This window comes from Amycolatopsis silviterrae, from assembly GCF_042684085.1.
Classification (GTDB): Bacteria; Actinomycetota; Actinomycetes; order Mycobacteriales; family Pseudonocardiaceae; genus Amycolatopsis; species Amycolatopsis silviterrae.
The window spans coordinates 244,372-264,155 of record NZ_JBHUKS010000011.1 but is presented as its reverse complement, the minus strand read 5'-3'; the positions used below and the strand labels follow the sequence as shown (position 1 = coordinate 264,155).

18 protein-coding genes are annotated in these 19,784 nt (G+C 68.1%); 4 read left to right on the top strand and 14 right to left on the bottom strand.

Annotated elements, in window-relative coordinates:
- Positions 1 to 18: 18 nt before the first annotated feature.
- From ACFSVL_RS16785 to ACFSVL_RS16760, 6 genes are all read right to left on the bottom strand, one after another.
- Positions 19 to 843 carry an SDR family NAD(P)-dependent oxidoreductase gene (locus ACFSVL_RS16785; protein ID WP_378305126.1) on the bottom strand — a complete coding sequence of 275 codons (825 nt, stop codon included), beginning with the start codon at positions 841 to 843 and terminating at the stop codon, positions 19 to 21.
- Positions 844 to 927: 84 nt separating this feature from the next.
- On the bottom strand, positions 928 to 2,013 hold the full coding sequence (locus ACFSVL_RS16780; RefSeq protein WP_378305124.1) for an alcohol dehydrogenase catalytic domain-containing protein: 1,086 nt from the start codon (positions 2,011 to 2,013) through the stop codon (positions 928 to 930).
- Positions 2,014 to 2,089: 76 nt separating this feature from the next.
- The gene (locus ACFSVL_RS16775) at positions 2,090 to 3,517 is read right to left on the bottom strand and encodes a dihydrolipoamide acetyltransferase family protein (RefSeq protein ID WP_378305123.1); all 1,428 of its coding nucleotides are present in this window, start codon (positions 3,515 to 3,517) and stop codon (positions 2,090 to 2,092) included.
- Positions 3,518 to 3,531: 14 nt separating this feature from the next.
- Positions 3,532 to 4,533 carry an alpha-ketoacid dehydrogenase subunit beta gene (locus ACFSVL_RS16770; protein WP_378305121.1) on the bottom strand — a complete coding sequence of 334 codons (1,002 nt, stop codon included), beginning with the start codon at positions 4,531 to 4,533 and terminating at the stop codon, positions 3,532 to 3,534.
- Positions 4,530 to 5,474 (bottom strand): thiamine pyrophosphate-dependent dehydrogenase E1 component subunit alpha, encoded by a 945-nt coding sequence (locus tag ACFSVL_RS16765; protein ID WP_378305119.1) that lies wholly within the window; start codon positions 5,472 to 5,474, stop codon positions 4,530 to 4,532. Before ACFSVL_RS16765 ends, ACFSVL_RS16770 begins: the two co-directional genes overlap by 4 nt.
- Positions 5,471 to 6,871, bottom strand: coding sequence for an MFS transporter (locus ACFSVL_RS16760; RefSeq protein ID WP_378305117.1), 1,401 nt, complete (start codon positions 6,869 to 6,871; stop codon positions 5,471 to 5,473). Before ACFSVL_RS16760 ends, ACFSVL_RS16765 begins: the two co-directional genes overlap by 4 nt.
- A 183-nt stretch (positions 6,872 to 7,054) precedes the next feature.
- Here ACFSVL_RS16760 and ACFSVL_RS16755 point away from each other — a divergent pair, with 183 nt between their 5' ends.
- The gene (locus tag ACFSVL_RS16755; RefSeq protein ID WP_378305115.1) at positions 7,055 to 7,711 is read left to right on the top strand and encodes a TetR/AcrR family transcriptional regulator; all 657 of its coding nucleotides are present in this window, start codon (positions 7,055 to 7,057) and stop codon (positions 7,709 to 7,711) included.
- Between the two features lie 6 nt (positions 7,712 to 7,717).
- Here ACFSVL_RS16755 and ACFSVL_RS16750 read toward each other — a convergent pair whose 3' ends face one another.
- Positions 7,718 to 8,929, bottom strand: coding sequence for an acyl-CoA dehydrogenase family protein (locus tag ACFSVL_RS16750; protein ID WP_378305114.1), 1,212 nt, complete (start codon positions 8,927 to 8,929; stop codon positions 7,718 to 7,720).
- A 10-nt stretch (positions 8,930 to 8,939) separates the two neighbouring features.
- Complete coding sequence (locus ACFSVL_RS16745) at positions 8,940 to 9,959, bottom strand: phosphotransferase family protein (RefSeq protein ID WP_378305112.1); 1,020 nt, start codon at positions 9,957 to 9,959, stop codon at positions 8,940 to 8,942.
- Between the two features lie 346 nt (positions 9,960 to 10,305).
- Between ACFSVL_RS16745 and ribB the strand changes: the two genes are divergently transcribed.
- A complete protein-coding gene (gene ribB / locus ACFSVL_RS16740; RefSeq protein WP_378305111.1) occupies positions 10,306 to 11,580 on the top strand; it encodes a 3,4-dihydroxy-2-butanone-4-phosphate synthase in 1,275 nt (424 codons plus the stop codon).
- Between the two features lie 4 nt (positions 11,581 to 11,584).
- On the opposite strand, the gene ACFSVL_RS16735 is transcribed toward ribB, so the two are convergent.
- Genes ACFSVL_RS16735 through ACFSVL_RS16725 form a run of 3 tightly spaced genes read right to left on the bottom strand, consistent with a single transcriptional unit; the run spans position 11,585 to position 15,515 of the window.
- Positions 11,585 to 12,811, bottom strand: coding sequence for a cytochrome P450 (locus ACFSVL_RS16735; RefSeq protein WP_378305109.1), 1,227 nt, complete (start codon positions 12,809 to 12,811; stop codon positions 11,585 to 11,587).
- Positions 12,808 to 14,001, bottom strand: a complete 1,194-nt coding sequence (locus tag ACFSVL_RS16730) for an LLM class flavin-dependent oxidoreductase (RefSeq protein ID WP_378305107.1) — start codon at positions 13,999 to 14,001, stop codon at positions 12,808 to 12,810. The genes ACFSVL_RS16735 and ACFSVL_RS16730 overlap by 4 nt, the downstream gene beginning before the upstream one ends.
- 14 nt (positions 14,002 to 14,015) lie before the next feature.
- On the bottom strand, positions 14,016 to 15,515 hold the full coding sequence (locus ACFSVL_RS16725) for an MFS transporter (RefSeq protein ID WP_378305105.1): 1,500 nt from the start codon (positions 15,513 to 15,515) through the stop codon (positions 14,016 to 14,018).
- Positions 15,516 to 15,639: 124 nt separating this feature from the next.
- On the opposite strand from ACFSVL_RS16725, the gene ACFSVL_RS16720 reads away from it, so the two are divergent.
- The gene (locus tag ACFSVL_RS16720; RefSeq protein WP_378305103.1) at positions 15,640 to 16,410 is read left to right on the top strand and encodes an SDR family NAD(P)-dependent oxidoreductase; all 771 of its coding nucleotides are present in this window, start codon (positions 15,640 to 15,642) and stop codon (positions 16,408 to 16,410) included.
- Here ACFSVL_RS16720 and ACFSVL_RS16715 read toward each other — a convergent pair.
- The 3 genes from ACFSVL_RS16715 to ACFSVL_RS16705 are packed head-to-tail and all read right to left on the bottom strand — an operon-like array spanning position 16,398 to position 19,223.
- Entirely contained in the window at positions 16,398 to 17,315 is a 918-nt protein-coding gene (locus ACFSVL_RS16715; RefSeq protein WP_378305101.1) for an alpha/beta hydrolase, read from the bottom strand. The two genes, ACFSVL_RS16720 and ACFSVL_RS16715, sit on opposite strands and share 13 nt — an antisense overlap.
- 13 nt (positions 17,316 to 17,328) lie before the next feature.
- On the bottom strand, positions 17,329 to 18,063 hold the full coding sequence (locus ACFSVL_RS16710) for an SDR family NAD(P)-dependent oxidoreductase (protein ID WP_378305099.1): 735 nt from the start codon (positions 18,061 to 18,063) through the stop codon (positions 17,329 to 17,331).
- Positions 18,063 to 19,223 carry an LLM class flavin-dependent oxidoreductase gene (locus ACFSVL_RS16705; protein ID WP_378305097.1) on the bottom strand — a complete coding sequence of 387 codons (1,161 nt, stop codon included), beginning with the start codon at positions 19,221 to 19,223 and terminating at the stop codon, positions 18,063 to 18,065. The genes ACFSVL_RS16710 and ACFSVL_RS16705 overlap by 1 nt, the downstream gene beginning before the upstream one ends.
- Before the next feature lie 83 nt (positions 19,224 to 19,306).
- Between ACFSVL_RS16705 and ACFSVL_RS16700 the strand changes: the two genes are divergently transcribed.
- On the top strand, positions 19,307 to 19,657 hold the full coding sequence (locus tag ACFSVL_RS16700; protein ID WP_378305095.1) for a hypothetical protein: 351 nt from the start codon (positions 19,307 to 19,309) through the stop codon (positions 19,655 to 19,657).
- Positions 19,658 to 19,784: the final 127 nt, after the last annotated feature.

Here is a 19,784-nt window from a genome sequence, read left to right as displayed (position 1 = left end):
CATGGTGGTCATCGATCCTCATCGGCCCGGCTGGCCTGAAACGTCCCCGCGGCCAGCAGCCGCGATAATCTCGTCAACTGTCCGGGTGCCGGCCCCGCCCGTCATCAGCGCCGCGAACATCCCGAGCCTGCCGAGCGGGAACGAATCCGGCATCTTGCTCGCGTCGACGCCTTCCGGCAGGACCGACGCGATGCCGTCTGCCAGCCCCATCCGGGCCATCATGGCCTGCATCATCAGCCCGGCAACAGGATGCGCCAACGCCTCGGTCATCGCGGTTCGGATATAGCCCGGAGACACCGCGTTCACCCGGATCCCGGCCGGGCCGAGCTCGGCGGCAAGGCTGCGAGTCAGCTGCAGCACACCTGCTTTGGGAATGCTGTAAGCAGCAAGGTCGGCGACCGCACCGTCCACGGTCCCGGAGCCGACGTTCACGATAGCTCCGCCTGCCGTCATCGCCGCCGCAGCAGCCTGGCAGCCGAATACAAGGCTTTTCAGGTTCACGGCAAGCCCTCGGTCCAGTTCTTCCTCCGTCACCGAACCGACCGGTCCCCGATCGGTGATCGCGCCCGCGATGTTGGCGTACACATCGAGCCTGCCGTGCTCGTACCGGACCGCCTCGACCAGCCGCCCCACGGCGGTACGGTCAGTCACGTCCAGACACGCGGCGATCGCGCCTTCCCCGGCTTCTTCCGCGGTCGCGACCGCAGCCGGCCCGTCGCGATCGAGACAGACCACGGTCGCGCCGGCGTCCGCGAACGCAAGGGCGCTCGCCCGGCCGATCCCGCTGCCCGCGCCAGCGACCACGGCAACCCGGCCGGCGAGCCCCGAATCGTCCTCAGCCATCCGCCTCCTTAGCCAAGCAGGGTTGTTCCGGCTCGTCGGCCAGTCTGACCGGCTCTTGGCTCTGAAGCAAGCGCATGCTTGGTTTCAGGCGACCAGGATGCCCGGCTCCGTGATGTCGTGCCGCACCAGCACCTTCACGTGGTCGATGCGGTGTGAGTCCTGCGGCCGAAGCGCTTCGAACACCGCGCCGACGCTGTCCAGTCCCGCGTACCCGGTCACGATGGAAGCCGGATCGAACCGGCCCGCGACGATGTGGTCGAACATCATGTCGAACGCCTGATAGCCGGTCTCGCCGAGGCCTGGTCCGCCGACGAATTCCAGCGAAACGTTCTTCAGTATGCCGACGACCGGGCGAATCGGATCGGGCACCATCCCCGCGCCCACGATCAGGATGCGGGTGAATCGGGGCGCTGCCGCCATCAGGCGGTCGAGCAAACCACGAGCGCCGGATGCCTCGAATACGTGGAGCAGCGCGCCGGAGCGAGCGTGCGCCCGCCAAACCTCCACCGGATCTTCATCGGTCGGGTCCACGACTGCCGTCGCGCCGCAAGCAGCGGCCATCCGCCGGCGCCGCTCGGACGGATCCGAAGCCACGATCGGTCGCACGCCCCGGTGCACCAACTCGACGATGCTGCCGAGTCCCACCGGTCCGCACCCGGTGACGATGGCGCCGTCATCGCTCGTCGTCCCGGCCCGCAAGACGGCGTTGACCCCGGTCGCCATCGGCTCTGTCACCGCCGCGTGGACCGGCGAGACGGACTCCGGAATCGTCAGGTGCCCGTATGCCTGTACTACGACGTGTTCGGCCAGACCGCCGGGGTAGTCCGTGCAGTAGCCGAGTGTGTGCGGCTCGCCGTGCGGGTCGACGACCGCCGGGAGCACCACCAGTTTCTGCCCCGGCTGGTAATCGCGGACGCCGTCGCCGGTTTCCAGTACCTCGGCCGTGAACTCATGACCGAGCACCAGGTCCTGGTCCGGGTCGAACATCTCGCCCGTCATTCCCGTATCCGCGTGCGCGCGCAGGAATTCACTGGTGTGCTGCCAGGCGGACAAGTCGCTCCCGCAAATCCCGACCGCGATCGGCCGGACCTTCAGCTGTCCCGGCCCCAGCGGCGGCTCCGCCACCTCGTCGACGACCAGCTTCCCGTTTCGCAACACCGCTGCGCGCATCCGGCTCCGCTCCGTTCCCTCGTTGGAACCGGCCGGCGGGCGTGTTCCCTGCTTCCGCCCGCCGGCCGGGGTCTGTTCACAAATAGGCCTCGGCGGACCACGTTTCGAGCTTCCGCTGGACCGACTGCAGGGCGCGCAGCGCGGCCGCGCCGTCGAACGCCCGATGGTCGAATGTGAGCCCGAACCGTGCAACCGGACGGACGGCGACGTACTGCTCCCCCGACGGCGAAGTCACTGCCACTGGCGTGCGGACGATCGCCGGCACGCCCAGCGACGCGACTTGCGGACGGGTGAGGATCGGCGTAGCGATCACTCCTCCTACGCTGCCCGAGTTGCTGATAGTGATGGTCCCGCCTGTCAGATCCTCGGCTGTCACGGTGCGGTCGTGCACCGCGGTGGACAGACGCGCGATCTCCTCGGCGAGCGCCGGAGCCGTCAGCCGCTCGGCTTGCTTGACGACCGGCACCAGCAGGCCCTGCGGTCCGTCCACGGCGACACCCACATTGACTGGTTGCCAGCGCACTAGGTGGTCGTCGGTGAACGTCGCGTTCACATCCGGATGCTCCGCGACCGTGGCGCACAACGCCCGGGCGATGAACGGAAGGAAGCTCAGCTTCGACTCGCCGCGGGCGAGCCTGCGCTCGTTGACCGCGGCCCGCACCTGCGTCACCGCGGACATGTCGACGTCGACCTGTGCGGTCAACTGCGGTGCCGTACTGACGGATTCGAGGAGGTTGCGGGCGATCGCACGACGCTGCGGCGTCAGCGCGACCGCCTCGTAGGCGACGTTCTCGTACCCACGCGGAACGGCGACCTCCCCCTTCGTCTTCGCGACCGGGGCCGGGACCGGGACTGCGGCACGGCTTTCCGTAACCGCCTCCACAGGTTTCGGCGCGGTGGCAGCGGCGTCCAGGTCCTTGCGCGTGACGCGGCCTCCCGGTCCGGTGCCGACAACCTCGCGGAGGTCCAGTCCTCGTTCCTTCGCAAGCTTTCGCACCAGCGGAGTCGTCGGCACGCCATTGCGGCTTCCGTTCCGGGCAACTGCCTCGGGGCTCGGGAGCGGCAGCCACGCCGCGGAGAGCACCAACGAAGAACCATCGGGCGGCTGAACGGCCGTCGGCACCGGACCCCGGACCGGAACTGGGTCGGCGGAAGGCGCTGGCGCCGGGGCCGGCTCAGGCGCGACCGGAGCCGCTACAGCCGTCTCTGTCGACGCTGCCGCACCGGCACGGATCACCTCCGCCACTTCGTCCTCGGTGGCGTCGGACGGCACGAACCGGGCAATCACCGCGCCCACGGGCACTTCTTCGTCGACTTGGGCGACGTAGCCGACGAGCACTCCGCTCACCGGCGACGGCACTTCGGTGTCGACCTTGTCCGTGGACACCTCGCACAACGGCTCGGACTCCTCGACGCGGTCGCCCGGAGAGCGCAGCCACGACGTCAGGACAGCCTGCTCCACCACGCCCATGTGCGGCAGGCGGACATCGATCAGAGTGGTCATGTGAGGTCTCCGGTTCAGGCGCGAGCGAGCTGGCGGGCCAGTTCGACGACGTCGGTCACGCTGGGAAAGCACAGATCTTCGAGGAAGCGGCTTGCCGGGATCGGCGCGTCGACCGCGCCCAGCCGGGCGACCGGCGCTTCCAGGGCGTAGAAGCAGTGCTCCTGGATCAACGCGGCGATTTCCGCACCAGGGCCGGCGGTGCGAGGGGCTTCGTGCACGATCATCGCCCGCCCGGTTTTGCGCACCGAGGCCAGAATGGCCTCCCGGTCGAGCGGCACCAAAGTCCGCAAGTCGATCACTTCGAGATCGATCGACTCCGCGGCGAGGGTTTCCGCGGCTTCGAGAACACGCGGCACCATGCAGCCGTAGCTGATCACGCTGACAGTCGTGCCCGGGCGGGCGATCGCGGCCTTGCCCAGCGGAACGAGCAGGTCGGGATCGGCCGGGACGGGCCCGCGCTTGAAATTGAGCTGTTTGCTCGGGTAGTAGAGCACCGGGTTCGGATCCCGGATGGCGGCTTTCAGCAAGCCCTTGGCGTCCGCGGGGTTCGAAGGCACCACTGCTTTGAGGCCGGGGAAGTGCATGGGCAGCATCTCCATCGACCCTGAGTGCTCCGGCCCGGCTCCCCCGCTGGGCCCGATCGGCATGATGATCGTCGCGGGAAGCTCGAACTGACCGCCGTGCATGTGCCGCCACTTGCCGAGCTTCTGGAAAATCTCGTCGCCGGCGATGAGGCTGAAGTCGGCGAACCCGAGCTGGACGACCGGGCGCATCCCGGTCATCGCCGCTCCGGCCGCGGCGCCGACCATGAACGCCTCGGTGATGCCGGTGTTGCGGACGCGTTCGAGGCCGAACTCCTCCACGAGGCCGCGGCCTCCTCCGAAGAACCCGCCCATCGCGACGTCCTGCCCCATCAGGAAGACCGTCGGGTCCCGCCGCATCTCCTCCGCAAGCGCGGCGCCCTGCGCGGCGTCGTAGGTCATCACCGTCGTCTCGGCTGCGGTCTCCACGCTCATGCGAACACGTCCTTCAGAATCACGCTGGGGTCGGGATACGGCGCCGCTTCGGCGTCGCGGAGCGCGGCCGAGACCTCGTCCCGCACCTCTTCGAGGATTCGGCCGGCCACCGCACCGTCCACTCTGGACCTGAGCACGTCCAGCGGATCGCGGTAACTGGCCAGGAAATCCGCCGGCCGGTATTGCTGGGCGTCGCCTTCCCAATGGCCGCCTACCCGGGTCACCGTCGCTTCGATCAGGCTCGGCCCCTGGCCGGCGCGAGCCCGCTCGACGGCGTTTCCGACCGCGTCGTACACCGCGAGTGCGTCGTGCCCGTCGACGACCTCGCCCGGCACTCCGTAGGCGGCAGCACGCTCGGCGATCGTCTTGGTCGGGCTCACGTCCTCGAACCTCGTCGAAACGGAGATGCCGTTGTTCTCGCAGAAATAGACGAGCGGCAGCCGCCAAGCCGACGCTTGAAGGAGCGTTTCGTGGAATGTGCCCCTGGCCGAAGTCCCGTCGCCGAAATCGGCGAGCGCGACCTGATCCGTCCCGCGGAGTTTCGCGGACAGCGCTGCCCCCGCGGCGATGTGGTAGACGCTGCCCAAGGACGCGCCTTCGCCCATGATGCCGAGCGCCGGGTCCGCCCAGTGCGGGACACCGGCCCCTTTGCCGCCGGTCGAACCGGTCGACCTGCCCAGCAGGTCCCCGATGATCGGAGCCAGCCCCATGCCCTTCGCGAGCGGCCAGGTCGCCCCGCGTCCTTGGTAGAAGAGGTAGTCGTCGGTGCGCAGCGCCGCGGAGGCGCCGGCAGCGGCGGCTTCCTGCCCTTTGCCCGGGTGCCAGTAGCCGGCGAACCCGTGGTCCCGGATGTGCATTGCCAGGGCGTCCTCGAGCGCCCGTGCTCGCGCCATCGTGGTGAACAGCGTCACCGCCAGCTCCGCGCGTTCGGATGTGCTCACTCGCTCTCCCTTTCAGCTTGTTCGCGTGTTCGCGCAGCCGCGACCATCGCCACCGCGAGCAGCGACAACGCCCCGACTAGCACGAACGCGATGGTGTAGGAGGAATCGGCGTAAACGGGCTGCCCGCCGGCGACGGCGACCACTTGCATGGCCAGCACGATGAAGATCACCTGGACGCCGGCGCTGGACCCAAGGCTCTGCAGCAGGCTCACCACCCCGGCAGTCACTCCCTGCTGCTCGGCTGGGACCGCGGCGATGACCAAGTTGGGCACCGCTCCGAGTGCGAGCCCGCTGCCCGCGCCGCTGACCAGGTACGCGGTCACCACCTGCCAGGACTCGCCGTGCACGAACGCGAGCGCGAACGCACCGACAGCCATCAGGATCGCGCCGGCCGCCAGCAGCCGCGGAGGACCGAACCGGCGGGCCAGCGCTCCGATCGCGAGGCCGCCGAGCATCGTCGTCACGCCCGCGGGCACGAGGTAAAGCGGAACCCCGCTCGCGGTGACTCCGAACCCGTAGCTTCCGCCTGCGGACCGCGGCGTCTGCACCATAAGCGGGATCAGGACAGCAGCGGCGGTCACCGCAGTGGTCACCGCGGCGCCGGCGACCATGACAGTCCACACTGGACGTGCGCGCACCACACTGAGGTCGACGAGCGGATCATCGCTGCGCCGTTGGTGCCGCCACCACGCCACTGCGGCGAGCGCACCGCAGGCCAAGGGCAGCAGCGCAGCGGTCGAGCCCCAGCCTTGTTCCGAACCGAATGTCAGGCCGAGAAGCAGCAGCGCGACTCCCCCGCCGAGCAGCAGCCCACCCACCACGTCAAGCCGCGCAGGAACTCGGAGCGCCGATTCGGGCACCACCGACAGCACGAGGAGCAGAGCGAGCACGCCGAGCACGACAAGGAACCAGAAGACCCCGCGGAATCCGAAGGCGTCGATGAGATAGCCCGACAGGAACGGCCCGGCGATGGTCACCAGCCCGATGCCGGTCGTCGAGACGCTTGCCCCCAGCGCGAGCATCCTGTGCGGCAGCACGTCTCGCATCAGCGAGTACGTGAGCGGACCGGCAGCGATCATCAGTCCTTGCAGCGCACGCCCGAGGAGCACGAACCCGAAGTTCGGCGCCAGCGCCACGACCACCGAGCCGACGATCATAGCCGCGGTGAGCCAGACGATGACCTTGCGCTTGCCGCGAATGTCAGCCGATTTGCCCGCGAGCGGAACAGCGATCGCGCCTACCAGGCTGAGGATCGTGACGACCCATCCGATCTGCGCGGTGTGGAACCGCGCCGCCATCGGCGACAACGCCGGAGTGACCAGCTGGAAGGACAACGCCACCACTTCGGTCACGAACACCAGCACGATCAGCACCGCGATCGCGCGAGCAGTGCTCATCCCGGCGCTTTCTCCCGTCCGACGCGACCGCACTGTCGCCATCGGTCCACCTCCGCTCCTTCGCGGCACCGGCCACGGACGTGGCCTCGCTCACGCCAGCACTTTAATCCGATCACTCGATCGAATCAAGTGTTCGGTTCAAGTGTTCGGTAGACTCCGGAGACGAGAACTTCAGGAGGTCTCATGGCCCGGCGGAAAGGACCACGCGACGGCGACGCGACCCGTGCCGCACTGGTCGACGCAGCCGCGAAGCTGTTCGCGGAGCAGGGAGTGGACGGGGTTTCGATCAGGGCGATCAACTCCGAAGCCGGCCTTGCGCCCGCGGCTGTGCACTACCACTTCGGCACCAAGGACGCCTTGGTCAACGCGGTCCTCATGCGGGACGGCGAGCCAGTGCGTGAGCGGATCCACCATCTGGCCGAAGAACTGGCCGCCGCGGATCGCCCGCCGACCGCACGCCAGCTGATCGATCTGCTCACCACGCCCTACCGGGAGCTCATCGACCGCGACGCCGAGCGCGCCGCGCAATGGCTGGCGATCTGCGGGCAGCTCAGCCTCGCTCACGACAGCCGGCTGCTCGACACCGCGTCACTCACCAACAAACTGCTCCACGAACTCGTGGCCTGGGCCTACCCGAAGGTGCCCGCGGAGGAGCTTGAGGTCCGCTGGGCCATCGCCGCGAACACGCTGATCCAGATGACCGCGCGATGGTCGTGGGCGGTCAAGGGCGTCCCTTCCGAGGAGAGGACGCGACAGCTGGAAGCGCTCGCCGAATTCGTGGCCGGCGGCCTTGACCACGCGATGGCAGTCGCCGGCGGACGGCGGGCTGAGGCATCCTGATCCGGATCAGTCCGCGGGCCGGTGGCGCGCGAGTTCTCGCCGCGCCACCACCATGCGGTGAACTTCGTCCGGGCCGTCGATGAACCGCATGGTCCGCGCCTGGACCCAGAGCTCGGCCAGCGGGGTGTCTTGCGACATTCCCTCCGCGCCGTATACCTGAATCGCCTTGTCCAGCACCCACTCGGTCACCGCGGGCGCGGCGACCTTGATGGCCGAGATGTCCGTCCGCGCGGCGCGTGCGCCTTCCGAGTCGATGACCGACGCCGCACGCAGCACCAGCAGCCGAACCTGGTCGATGCGCACCCGCGCCTCAGCGATCCGGTCCTGGGTCGTGCCCTGGTCGGCCAGCCGCTTGCCGAACGCTTCCCGTCGCAGCGCGCGGGAACACAGCAATTCCAGCGCGCGTTCGGCCATTCCGATCATCCGCATGCAGTGATGGATCCGGCCCGGTCCCAGCCGTGCTTGCGCGAGCTTCGTGCCGGCCCCCTCCTCGCCCAGCAACGCAGAGCGCGGGATGCGCACGTCATCGAACTCGACCTCGCCGTGCCCGCCGCTCGCGCCGTGCGTGAAACCGAACATCCGCAGACCGCGAACCTTGCGGACGCCGGGGGCATCCGCCGGAACGAGGACGATGCTGTACCGGGATTTCGGCGGCGCGTCCGGGTCCGAGACGCCCATCACCACCAGCAGTGCGCACTCCTCGCCCAGCAGGCCGGTCGACCACCATTTCCGGCCCCGGACGACGAAATCGTCGCCGTCGCGCACGATCGCGGTTCCGAGATTCGCCGGGTCCGAGGACGACACCCCGGGTTCGGTCATGCAATACGCCGACCGGATCTTTCCTTCGAGCAAAGGGAAAAGCCAGCGCTCCCTCTGCTCCTCGGTTCCGAAGAGCGCGAGCAGCTCCATGTTCCCGGTGTCCGGCGGCGCGCAGTTGAGCGCTTCCGGGGCCACCGCCGGGCTCCACCCGGTGATCTCCGCGAGCGGCGCGTACTGGACGTTCGTCAGGCCAGCCCCGTATTCCGAGTCGGGGAGGAAGAGATTCCAGAGGCCACGCCGCCGCGCCTCGGACTTCAGCCGAGCCATCGCCGCAGGACGGCTTCCCGTCTCGGCGCGCTCGTCGGCGAACTGGTGCTCGACCGGGTACACCTCGTCGGCCATGAACGCCAGCAATTCGGCACGCAGCGCTTCGGTGCGCGCGTCATAGCGGAAATCCATCGACAGCTCCTCAGATCAAGTCGAGACCGCGCGTGGCGAGCGGCAGCACCATCTCGCCGATGCCGGCGAAGCCTTCGCCGACCGTGAGCCCGCGGGCATCGCGGTAGTAGATGCCTTCGAGAATCACCGCGAGCTTGAAGCAGGCGAATGCCTGGTACCAAGCGAAATCTCCGACATCCGCGCCAGCGCGTTCCCGGTACCGCGCCATCAGCTCGGGCCATTCCGGGTAGTCCGCGTGGAGCCCGGCGGTGCCGGCGATGGGGTTGTCGATTCCGCGCCAGCCCTCCCAGAAGAGCCAGGCCAGCCCAAGGTCGGTCAGCGGATCCCCCAAGGCGGACATCTCCCAGTCCAGCACCGCGGCAATTCGCGGTTCGGCTCCCGGCGCGAGAATCATGTTGTCGAGCCGGAAATCACCGTGGACGATCGAGGTCCGGTCGTTCCCGGGCACGTCGGCCGCGAGCTTGGTCGCGAGTTCGTCGAGAACCGGCACAGCACGTGAGCGAGAGGACTCAAGCTGTTTCGTCCACCGCCGCACTTGCCGGGACGCGAAGCCCTGCGGCCTGCCGAAATCCGCCAAGCCGACCGCTTCAGGGTCGATCGCATGCAAGGCCGCCAAGGTATCCACGTACGCATGCCCGACCGCGGAGCGCTGGCCGCGGAGCACGCCGGCGAGATCGCCATCGGTCCGCAGAACCGTGCCAGCGACTCGCTCCATCACGTAGAACGACGGGTCGGCTGAGGCGAGCACGACCCGGGGCACCGGAAAACCAGTGCTGCCGAGCGCCTGCTGGACCCGCTCCTCACGGGTCATGTCGTGGGCGGTGGCCAGTACGTGGCCGAGCGGAGGACGCCGCAGAACCCATTCCGACCGGCCGTCGGAGAGGACGTAGGTCAGATTGCTGCGCCCGCCGGCGAGCAGTTCGAGTTCGAGCGGCCCGGCCAGCTCGATCCGCGCTTGGTTCCGCAGCAGCCGGGCGACCAGGTCCAGGTCGACCGCCTCGGCGTGGTCGTGGATCGCCGCACCAGCCATGCCGCACCACCTCTCCGAAAAGCCAGCATCCGATCACTCGATCGAATCATTCGATCGAATCTGGGTCAAGGGCCGGGTCGCCACGCCCGCGTCACACCCCCGGCGAAGTTCTCCTGAACGCTGCGCGCGGTGGCGCGGCGACAGACGGCACACCTCGAGGAAGCAGCACGCAACCGCATCAGGTCGCGCTTCGAATCACCAGCGCAGCGCACCCTGGCAGTGATGCACGGAGTCCTCCGTGGACAGGCGAGCACGACTCTGCCGCACAGCGGGTTCCGGCACTGCCTTTGACACCACGGCCGGCTTGCCGCACTATTTTAGCAAGCGCTTGGTTTTGGAGGTCAGCATGTCGTCGGAATCCGCGGTTATCGCCTTTCCCCGCAACGAGGGTTTCGACCCCGTCCCCGCCGCTCTGGAGGCGCTGGGGCACGGCGGGATCGTGGTCGTGGTCGACGACGAGGACCGGGAGAACGAGGGCGACCTGGTGATGGCCGCCGAGTTCGCCGACCCGGCCTCGATCGCGTTCTTCGTGCGGCACACCTCAGGTTTCCTTTGCGTCGCGATGCCGGAAGAGCAGGCCGACCGGCTGGGCCTTCCCCCGATGGTCCCTCCGTCAGCCAACTCTGACACACACCGAACCGCGTTCGCGGTCGCCTGCGACGCCGCCGATGGCGTGTCCACGGGCATCTCCGCAACCGATCGCGCTCGGACTGCCCGGCTCCTCGCCGCGCCCGGCACCCGGGCGGAAGCCCTCGCCCGCCCGGGACATGTGGTGCCCTTGCGGGCAAGGCCGGGCGGGGTGCTGGAGCGGGCGGGCCACACCGAGGCGACTGTCGACCTCTGCCGGCTCGCAGGCACAGCGCCGACCGGAGTCTTGTGCGAGCTCCTGGCGGAAGACGGCTCGATGGCCCGGCGGCCGGAACTGCTCGCGTTCGCCCGGACACACGGCCTGCCGATTATCACCGTCCGCGCGCTCGTCGCTTATCGCCGCCGACACGAACTCGCGGCGGCCGCTACGGCTCAGCTGCCCACCGCACACGGCACTTTCACCGCGCACGCATATCGGAACGCAGCCGGAACCGAGCATCTCGCACTCGTGATGGGCGATCTGTCGGACGGCTCCGCGCCTCTCGTCCGGCTCCACAGCGAATGCCTCACCGGCGATGTGTTCGGTTCTCGCCGGTGCGACTGCGGGCCTCAGCTCGATCAAGCTCTTCGCACTGTCGCCGCGCACGGCAGCGGCACGATCGTCTATCTCGGCGGGCACGAGGGCCGGGGAATCGGACTCACCGCGAAGATCGCCGCGTATGCGTTGCAGGAAGACGGTTACGACACCGTGGACGCGAACCACCAGCTCGGGTTGCCCGCGGACCAGCGGGACTACACCGACGCAGCTGCGATTCTCGACCACCTCGGCGTGCGCCGGTTGCGGCTCCTGACCAACAACCCGGCCAAGCGTGACGCGCTGGTTTCCGCAGGAATCGACGTCGTCGAGTGCGTCGCGATGCCTGCCGCCGTGACCCCGGAGAACATCGGCTACCTTCTCGCCAAGAACAGCCGGATGGGCCACCGGATTCCCGGGATCGCCGCGCCTCGCGCCTACGGGACCACAGTCGGCTGAGCCTTCACCGCGGCACGGACCGCGTCAGCGGAAGCGTCTCGACCCCGTTCATCGCGGAGAGACCGGCAGGCATCTGAGGTTCGCCCGCGAGAGCCAACAACGGAAACCATTCGAGGAACACCTGCAATGCTTCAGCCATCTCCGTCCGTGCCAGCAGGTGTCCGAGGCACATCCGCCCGCCGGATCCGAACGTCAGATGCTTGCCCGGGCTTGTTCGCGCAGGGTCGAAAGCATTCGGCTCCGGGAACATCGCCGGATCCCGGTTCGCCGCGAACGTATTGAGGATCAGCAAGGTTCCGGCGGGAAGGACGAGCCCCCGGTACTCGAAATCCTCTCGCGCCTGGCGCAGCAGAATGTGCAGCGACGGCTCGAGCCTCAGCGCTTCTTCGACCGCACCCGGAATCGCGTCCGCGTCCGCGCGGATCCGTTGCCACCATCCGTGCCGGACCAGCAGGTGCACCATTGTCCCGAACTGGTAGCGAGTGGTGTCGTGACCGGCGAACAGCAGGTTCAGCAGAGCTCCGCACAGCTCGTCGTGGGTCAGCGAACCAGTTTCCCCCTGTGCGGCAACGACAGCCGCGACGAAGTCCTCCCCTGGATGGTCCTCGCTCCGGCCGATGAGTTCGGCGAAATAGCCGCGGAGGCCGCGGATCGCAGCGTCGATCCGCGGCAAATGCGGCTCGAGCGGGAACTTCGCGAGCAGTCCGAGATCGACGGTCCAGCTCCCGAACCGGTCGATGTCCTCGTCCGGCACTCCCATCAGAGCGCACAACACCTCGATGGGATAACGGTCGGTGAAGTCCCCGACTACGTCGAACGGATCCCGGCCCGCCATCTGTTCCACCAGCCGCCACGCGGCCTGGCGCATGAGCGGGCGCATCCGTTCCACGCGAGGGCGCGTGAATCCGTGCTGCAGTGCCTTGCGAATCCGCGCATGCCGCGGCTCCTCGATCATCGGCAGTGACGCTTGGGTGGCGTACCACATGACCTGCTCGGACGCGCCGAGCCGGCGGTAATAGTCGGGTCCGACTCCATCAAGGCGCCGATCCACGCTCAGCTCTCGGCACGCGGCATACTCGATCACCTCGTAGCCGCGCGTTGTGCGAACAAGCCATGACTGTTGCCGCGCGGCGTCGAACGCGGCACCCGTGCGTCCGTTGTCTTGCTGCGGCGGCAGATCGACGAACGGGACCGCGTCCTCCGTCAAGAACCGATCTGCCGCCGCGGTCACGACGAAACCTCCCGCGACGCCTCGTAGCGCTGCTGCGCACGACGGTTCGCGGCTGACAGCGCCTTCTGGAAGTCGCCTTCGGAACCGGAGAAACTTGCCCAGTTCTCCAGTCGCCGTGTCGCGGAGTCCTGGAAATGCGGTGCGACTTCACGGGCGAACAGCTCGTAAGAGTCGAGGGTGTCCCGCGGGTGGGCCCAGTCCAGCACCCGGATCAGGTGAGTTCCGTATCCGCCGGACAGTTCCCGCATGTACTCGATGTGCTCGATGACGTCTTCCGGGGTGCCCACGACGCCGAGCTGGGAAGCGCGGAAAACGTCGAGCCACGGCGCATCCGCCGGAAGCCCTGAGGTTTCGTAGACGGCTTTCAGGAAGGATGCGTCACGCAGCGCGTAACGGGCGGCATGGTCGATCCCATAGGCGACCTGGCGCTCCGCCTCTTTCCGGGTCGGCGCCACATGGACACAGCTGACGAGTCGCCAATCAGCCCGGTCGGGTTCGGCGTATCCGTGCCGGTCCAGCTGCTCGGAGTACATCTCCCAGTGCTTCGCGAGCACCTTGCTGCCGGCGGGGCTCGCTGCTGCCAGCGCCAGCATGGGAAGCCCGAACCGGCCGGCGAGGTTCGCGCCCGCCGGCGACACCACGGCGGTCACCGCCATCGGCGGATGCGGCCGGGTGCAGGGAAGAAGCTGCAGCTGAGCCTGCCGCAGCTCGAACCAGTCGGTCTTCCGGTCTACTGGACCGGATTCGGTGAACAGCGCGAGAATCGCCTCGAGCGACTCCTCCATCCGCTCGCGGAGCTGGGTGTAGTCCAGCCCCATCATGGCCGCGTCCGACGGCAGCGCACCGGGACCGGTCCCGACGATCAGCCTGCCCCGCGTCAGGTGATCGAGCAGAGTGATGCGCTCCGCCACCATCAGCGGATGGTGGTACGGCAGCGAAATCACCCCGGTGCCGAGCTTGATGTCACGCGTGCGTTGCGCCGCGGCCGCGATGAACACCTCCGGGCTGGAGATGATCTCCCAGCCGCTCGAGTGGTGTTCCCCGATGAACGCCTCGTCGAATCCGAGGCGGTCCAGGTGCTCCACGAGCTGCAGGTCGCGTTCCAGATCCCAAGTCGGGTTGTTCCCCGGCCGGTGCTCCGGCCCGAGGAAAACCCCGAACTTCATCCGGTTCGGCACAATGCTGGTCATCAGATTCCGCTCCCTCAACCCATTACTCGCTTGCGTTCGGACGCGCCCGCGGCGGTGTCCGCGCCGGTTCGCACCTGAAGTACGTCTTTGCGCCGGCCGTGCGGCAGCACACTCGCCAGCAGGACACTCACGAGCCCGCATCCGGCCGCCACCGCGAAGGCGACCCGGTATCCGCTCTCGCGGTAGAACACTCCGGCACCCGCCTGAACGGCGTTCGCCGTCAACGCCGCGAAAGCGACCTGGATGAGCACCACCGTGCCGATGTTCTGCCCTTCCAGCGCCATGATCGACGCGATCCCCTGCTGCTCGGGCGGGCTTGCCTGCATCACAAGATTCGGCAACCCGCCGTAGGTCGCGCCCATCCCGGCCCCGAACACCACGAGGAGCACCGCGACCTGCCAGGCTTGCGCATGCCACATAGCCAGTCCTGCTGACCCGAGCGTGAGCAGAACCGCGCCGGCGATCATCGGCGTGCGGATACCCCATCGCGCCGCTCGGGCACCACAGAGGAACCCGGCCACCACCATCGCGGCGCCGAGCGGCGACAGGAAGTACGCGACTCCGATCGCATCGCTGCCGAAACCGTAGCCGCCGCCCACTTCTCGCGGAGTCTGCAGCATGCTGGGCACGATCGACGAAACAATACCTGTCGTGGCATACACGGACGCGCCGAGCAACAGTGTGGTCCACATTGGACGGCTCCGCAACAGAGGCAGGTTGATCAGCGGGTCCGGGAAACTGCGGTCCCACCACAGCCAAGCGCCGAAGCACAGGATGCCGCCCGCGAGAAGGCCAAGCACCGAACCGGATCCCCAGCCCCGCTCAGAGCCTTCTCCGAGCCCGAAAACAAGGGCCGCACCGCCGAGCCCGAGCAGTACCGCTCCCGGCCAGTCCAGCCGGGCACGCACGCGCAGCGGCGATTCCGGCAGCAGCGCCCACACCGCGACAATGCACACTGCCTCGTAGATCGCCACGAACCAGAAGATCGACAGCGCACCGAACGAGTCGATCAGCCATCCCGCCAGGAAGGGCGCGAGGATGAACGTTACGCCGGAACCGGTCAAGGTCACGGCGACCGCGAACGCGATGATGCGTTTCGGGAACACGTCCCGGATCAACGAGTAGGCCAGCGCCGGCGTGATGTAGAGCAGGCCTTGAAGCGCTCTGCCGACGAGGAAAAGCTCGTAGGACGGCGCGACCGCGGACAGGATCGCGCCCGCTGCGGCGATCGCAGTAGCGACCAGCAGCAACAGCCGTTTGCCGCGCAGGTCCGCGAGTTTGCCAATGATCGCCATGACCACCGCCGCGGCGAGGTTGGCGATCGTGATCGTCCACCCCACCTGATCGGTGCGATAGTGCGCCGCGATCCCCGGCAGCGCGGTGGCGACCAGGTTGTAGGAAAACGCGGCGAGTTCGGCGAGAAGGACTATGACGAGCAGGCCGAACACCCGTCGCGCAGTCCAATCGCGACCGGACGGGTCGGTGCCGGAAGAGGACAACGATTCGGTGGCCACTGGACCTCCTGGAGTGCGGCATTGCACGCAGAGACTCCCGTCACAGTACGGAACCAAGCGCTCGCTTGGCAAGGCCTGTTAAGCTCCCGGCTCGGGGTTTTCCTTTTCCTGAAGGGTATTCACGATGTCGGACTTCTCCATGAAACCCGGTGCCGCACTCGTCGCAGGCGGAACCGGCGGGATCGGCGCGGCCATCACCCGGCTCCTCGCCCGCAGGGGCAGCGACGTCGCTTTCACCTACCGCGCCAACGAGGTCGCCGCGAAAGAACTGGGGCGCGAAGTCGAATCCATGGGCCAGCGCCAGAGCGCGTACCAGCTCGATCTTGCGGACGCCGATGCCACCGCGACCGCGGTTTCCCGGGCATCCGAGTCGTTCGGCGGTATCCACTCGCTGGTGTACGCCGCCGGTCCGCACGTGCCGATGATGCACCTGAGCAAGGTTTCCCCGGCCCAGTACCGCGCGCAGCTGGACGCGGACGCTGCGGCGTTCTTCAACCTGGTCCACGCCGCGCTGCCGGAATTGCGCCAGAGCAAGGGAACCGTGACGGTGGTGACGACCGCAGCCACTCGCCGATTCCCAGTTCGGGACGGGCTGTCTTCCGGCACGAAGGGCGCTGTCGAGGCAGTCGCGCGGGCGTTGGCCGCCGAAGAGGGCCGGTTCGGCGTCCGGGTCAATTGCGTCGGCCCCGGCATGCTCACCGACGGCATGGCGGACCGGCTCATCTCGTCCGGCGAACTCGACGACACGGCGCTCGAGATCACCCGGCGGAACATTCCGCTGCGCCGCTTCGGCAATGCTTTGGACATCGCCGAAGCGGTCGCGTTCCTCGCGTCGGACCGGGCAGGCTTCATCACCGGCCAATGTCTTGACGTCGACGGGGGCTATGGAGTCTGACCGCCGCCTCCGGCGGTGAACCGGCCGAAAACCCCTTCGACTTCCCTGCGGATTCTCCGGCTGATCGCCGCGCCGGGCTGCAGCGCGGTGAAGGCGTGCGGCACGCCGGGGACCACGTGGAGTTCGACCGGCACGCCTGCTGCCTGCAGCTGCCGCGCGTACTCCACCGCCTCGTCACGCAGGCAGTCCTCGCCCGCCGCCAAGACGTAAGCGGGCGGCAGCCGACGGAAGTCTCGCGCCGCCGCAGGCGAACCAGTTGCCGGCGGCGCTTCGACGAGGGATCCGAGGTAGTGCTGCCAGCAACGCCGGGCATCCTCAGCGCTGAATACCGCAGCTGTCGGCAACTCCGTGAGCGAAGCGCCCCGCATCGTCGCGTCCAGGAACGGGCACAGCAGCACCTGGCCGTCGATGGCCGGTCCCCCCTCGTCCCGGGCGCGGATCGCGACCGCCGCCGCCAATCCGGCACCGGCCGACAACCCCGCGACCACCAGCGGTGCTGCCGCCGCGACATGCCGCAAGGCAGCGTGGCAATCGTCCAAGGCCGCCGGGTAAGGATCTTCCGGAGCGAGCCGGTAGTCGACCGAGACGACCGTCGCTCCGACATCGGCCGCCAGGCTCGCACAGAACACCTCGTCCTCATCCAGGTGGCCGATGCAGTACCCGCCGCCGTGCATCCACAGCACGACAGGCGTCGACTCTCCTGCTTCATCAGGCACGTACCTGCGGATCGGCACCGACCAGCCCGCTGCCACCGGGACCTCTTCGTCGATCCGGGAGACTCCAGCCGGCCAGGGAACGGGCGGCCACTCCGCCCGCACCTTGGCACTCATCTCCCGTTGCGCTGCGGGATCGTCGAACTGCAAGGGTGGCATCGCCGCCAGGAATCCCGCGAATTCCGAATCCATATGTCTCCTCCTGTCATCCCGTGCCGGTCGCTCCGCCGTCCACGACAAGCTCGGTCCCGGTGAGGTAGCTAGAGTCTTCGGACGCCAGGAAGAGCGCCGCTCGCGCGACTTCGTCCGTGCGGCCTGCCCGGCCGATCGGGGTGCCCGCCCAGTGCTCCGGGTCGGCGAGCACTTCCGGCGGCACGCTTTGTTCGAGCATCGGCCCCTCGATGGCGCCGGGAATGAGGCAGTTGACCCGAATCCCCTGCGGCGCGAGCTCAGCCGCGGCAACCTTGGTCAGCCCTCGCAGCGCCCATTTGCTCATGCCGTAGGCACCGTGTCCGGGGTAACCGGTCATTCCCGCGGTCGAGGACACATTGACGATCGAGCCACCGTGTTCCATGCGTTTCGCGGCGGCGCGAATCCCGAGAAACGGCCCGCGCAAGTTCACCGCGAGAATGCCGTCCAGCGCGGCGACCGATTCCTCCGTGAGGAGTTTGGTCCGATAGCGGGCCGCGTTGTTCACGAGCACGTCGAGCCGGCCGTACCGGACGACAACACCGTCGAGCGCGGCCTCCCAGCCGTCTTCGGCACTGACGTCGAGCCGGACGAAGCTGCCGCCGAACCCCGCCGCGACGGCGCGACCGGCCTCTTCGTCCACATCGGCGAGGATCACGCGGGCACCCTCCTGGGCGAAGAGCGCACCCTCCGCCGCGCCTTGGCCGCGGGCACCGCCGGTGATCACCACGACCTTTCCCTCAAGGCGCATCAGGATCGTGCTTCTTTGGCCCGGAAATGCGGGATGACGTGCTCGCCCCAGTTCCGGATGGTCTCCAGGCACACCTCTTGCGGCACCGTGCCCATCTGGATCAGGCAGAGCACCTCGTCCACGCCGACCCGCTCGAGCTCGGTGACATAGTCGATCGCGGTCTCCACCGTGCCGTAAGCGTGGTCGATGTTGTAGTTCGCCGAAGCGAGCGAGCGTTCCGAATACTGCGGCAGTTCCCCTCGGTCGTAAGCCGCGGCACGCGACTCGGCCCGGTCCCGCATGAAGGCGACATTGTCCTCGTTGACGGTGTCGCCCGTGGGCGGCTCGGCTCCGCCGAGATGCCAATAGCCGATCGACTCCCCGAAGAACCGCTGGCCGCGGGCACCGATCTCCTTCGCCTGCTTCGCGTCGTCGAGCGCGATAGTCGGGCACAGCGCGACAAACTGGTCGTTCGTCACGTCCGAGACCAGGTTCTCGCCGCTGCGCGTCTCGCAGCGTTCCCGGTACAGCTTGTGCTGGTGTGCCACGCTGTCGAGGCCCGCGAAGCCGAAGATCAATGCACCCACACCGAGATCCGCAGAGTGCACCACGGTGTCAGGCTTGGTGCTCGCCAGGTACAACGGTGGATGCGGACGCTGCACCGGGCGCGGCAAGATGCGCAACGGCGCGTTCCCCTTCGGTGCTTCGAGGTCGAGTAGCTTGCCATGCCAGGAGAAGTCTTCCGAGCGCCAAGCGGAACTCACGATCCGCAGCGCTTCCTCCACTTCCGCGGCGGTTCGCTCTGGGTCCACATTGCACAGTGCGGCTTCCTGCAACGTCCCGCCCCGGGCGGCACCGAGGTTCAACCTGCCGTTCGACAGCACGTCGAGGAACGCGGCCTTCTCCGCGACGCGCGTCGGGAAGTTGTAGTTGAACGGCATGCACACCGCGCCGTGCCCGATCCTGATTCGAGATGTTTTCGCGGCCACGGTCGCGAGGAACAGCTCCGGCGCCGACATGTGCGAGTAGTGCTCGAGACCGTGGTGTTCGACTGCCCAGATGCCGTCGAAGCCCATCTGCTCCGCGAACACAGCCTGCTCGACCGAATCGAAGATGAGCTGCCGCTCGGTCTCCGGCGTCGGATCGGCCAGCTGCGCCTCGAAGATCATCGAAAATTTCACACGCTCTCCTTGTCTTGCTCTATCGCTTGCTTGGCTGCTCGAGGCATGCGGGATCCCCGGCCCGGCAGCTGCGGGAAAGATCAGTGACCGCGGAGGAGTCGCCTGTTCCGCGCGAGTGCGCGCACGCGCCGGCCGAGAAGCACCAGCCGGGACGCGTCAGTCACGTCAGCGAAGACGATGTCATCTTCTCCCGCGATGAGACCGGCGGCATCGAGGCATATCCCCGTCCCGACGGGGACTCCGCCGCGCACTCGCACGGCCTGATGGAGTTCCGCGAGCATGGCGGCGCCGCAGCCGACTTCTTGTGCCACGACGATCAGTCCGACCGCGTTGCCGGACAACCGGAACTCATTCAGGCGAGCCTCGATTCGGGTCGGGACGTCTGCGCCGGGGTGGCATTCGCAGACGATCAGGACAGCGCCCTGTTCGCCTGAGCCGCTTCCCGGCGCAGGTGACGCAACGGAAAGAATCTGGCGCAGGACAGGCGTATCCCCGAGACAGAGCGAAGCTGTCTCGGACTGCGCGGGCGCGGCGTTCGCCGGGATATCCATGGTGACGGTC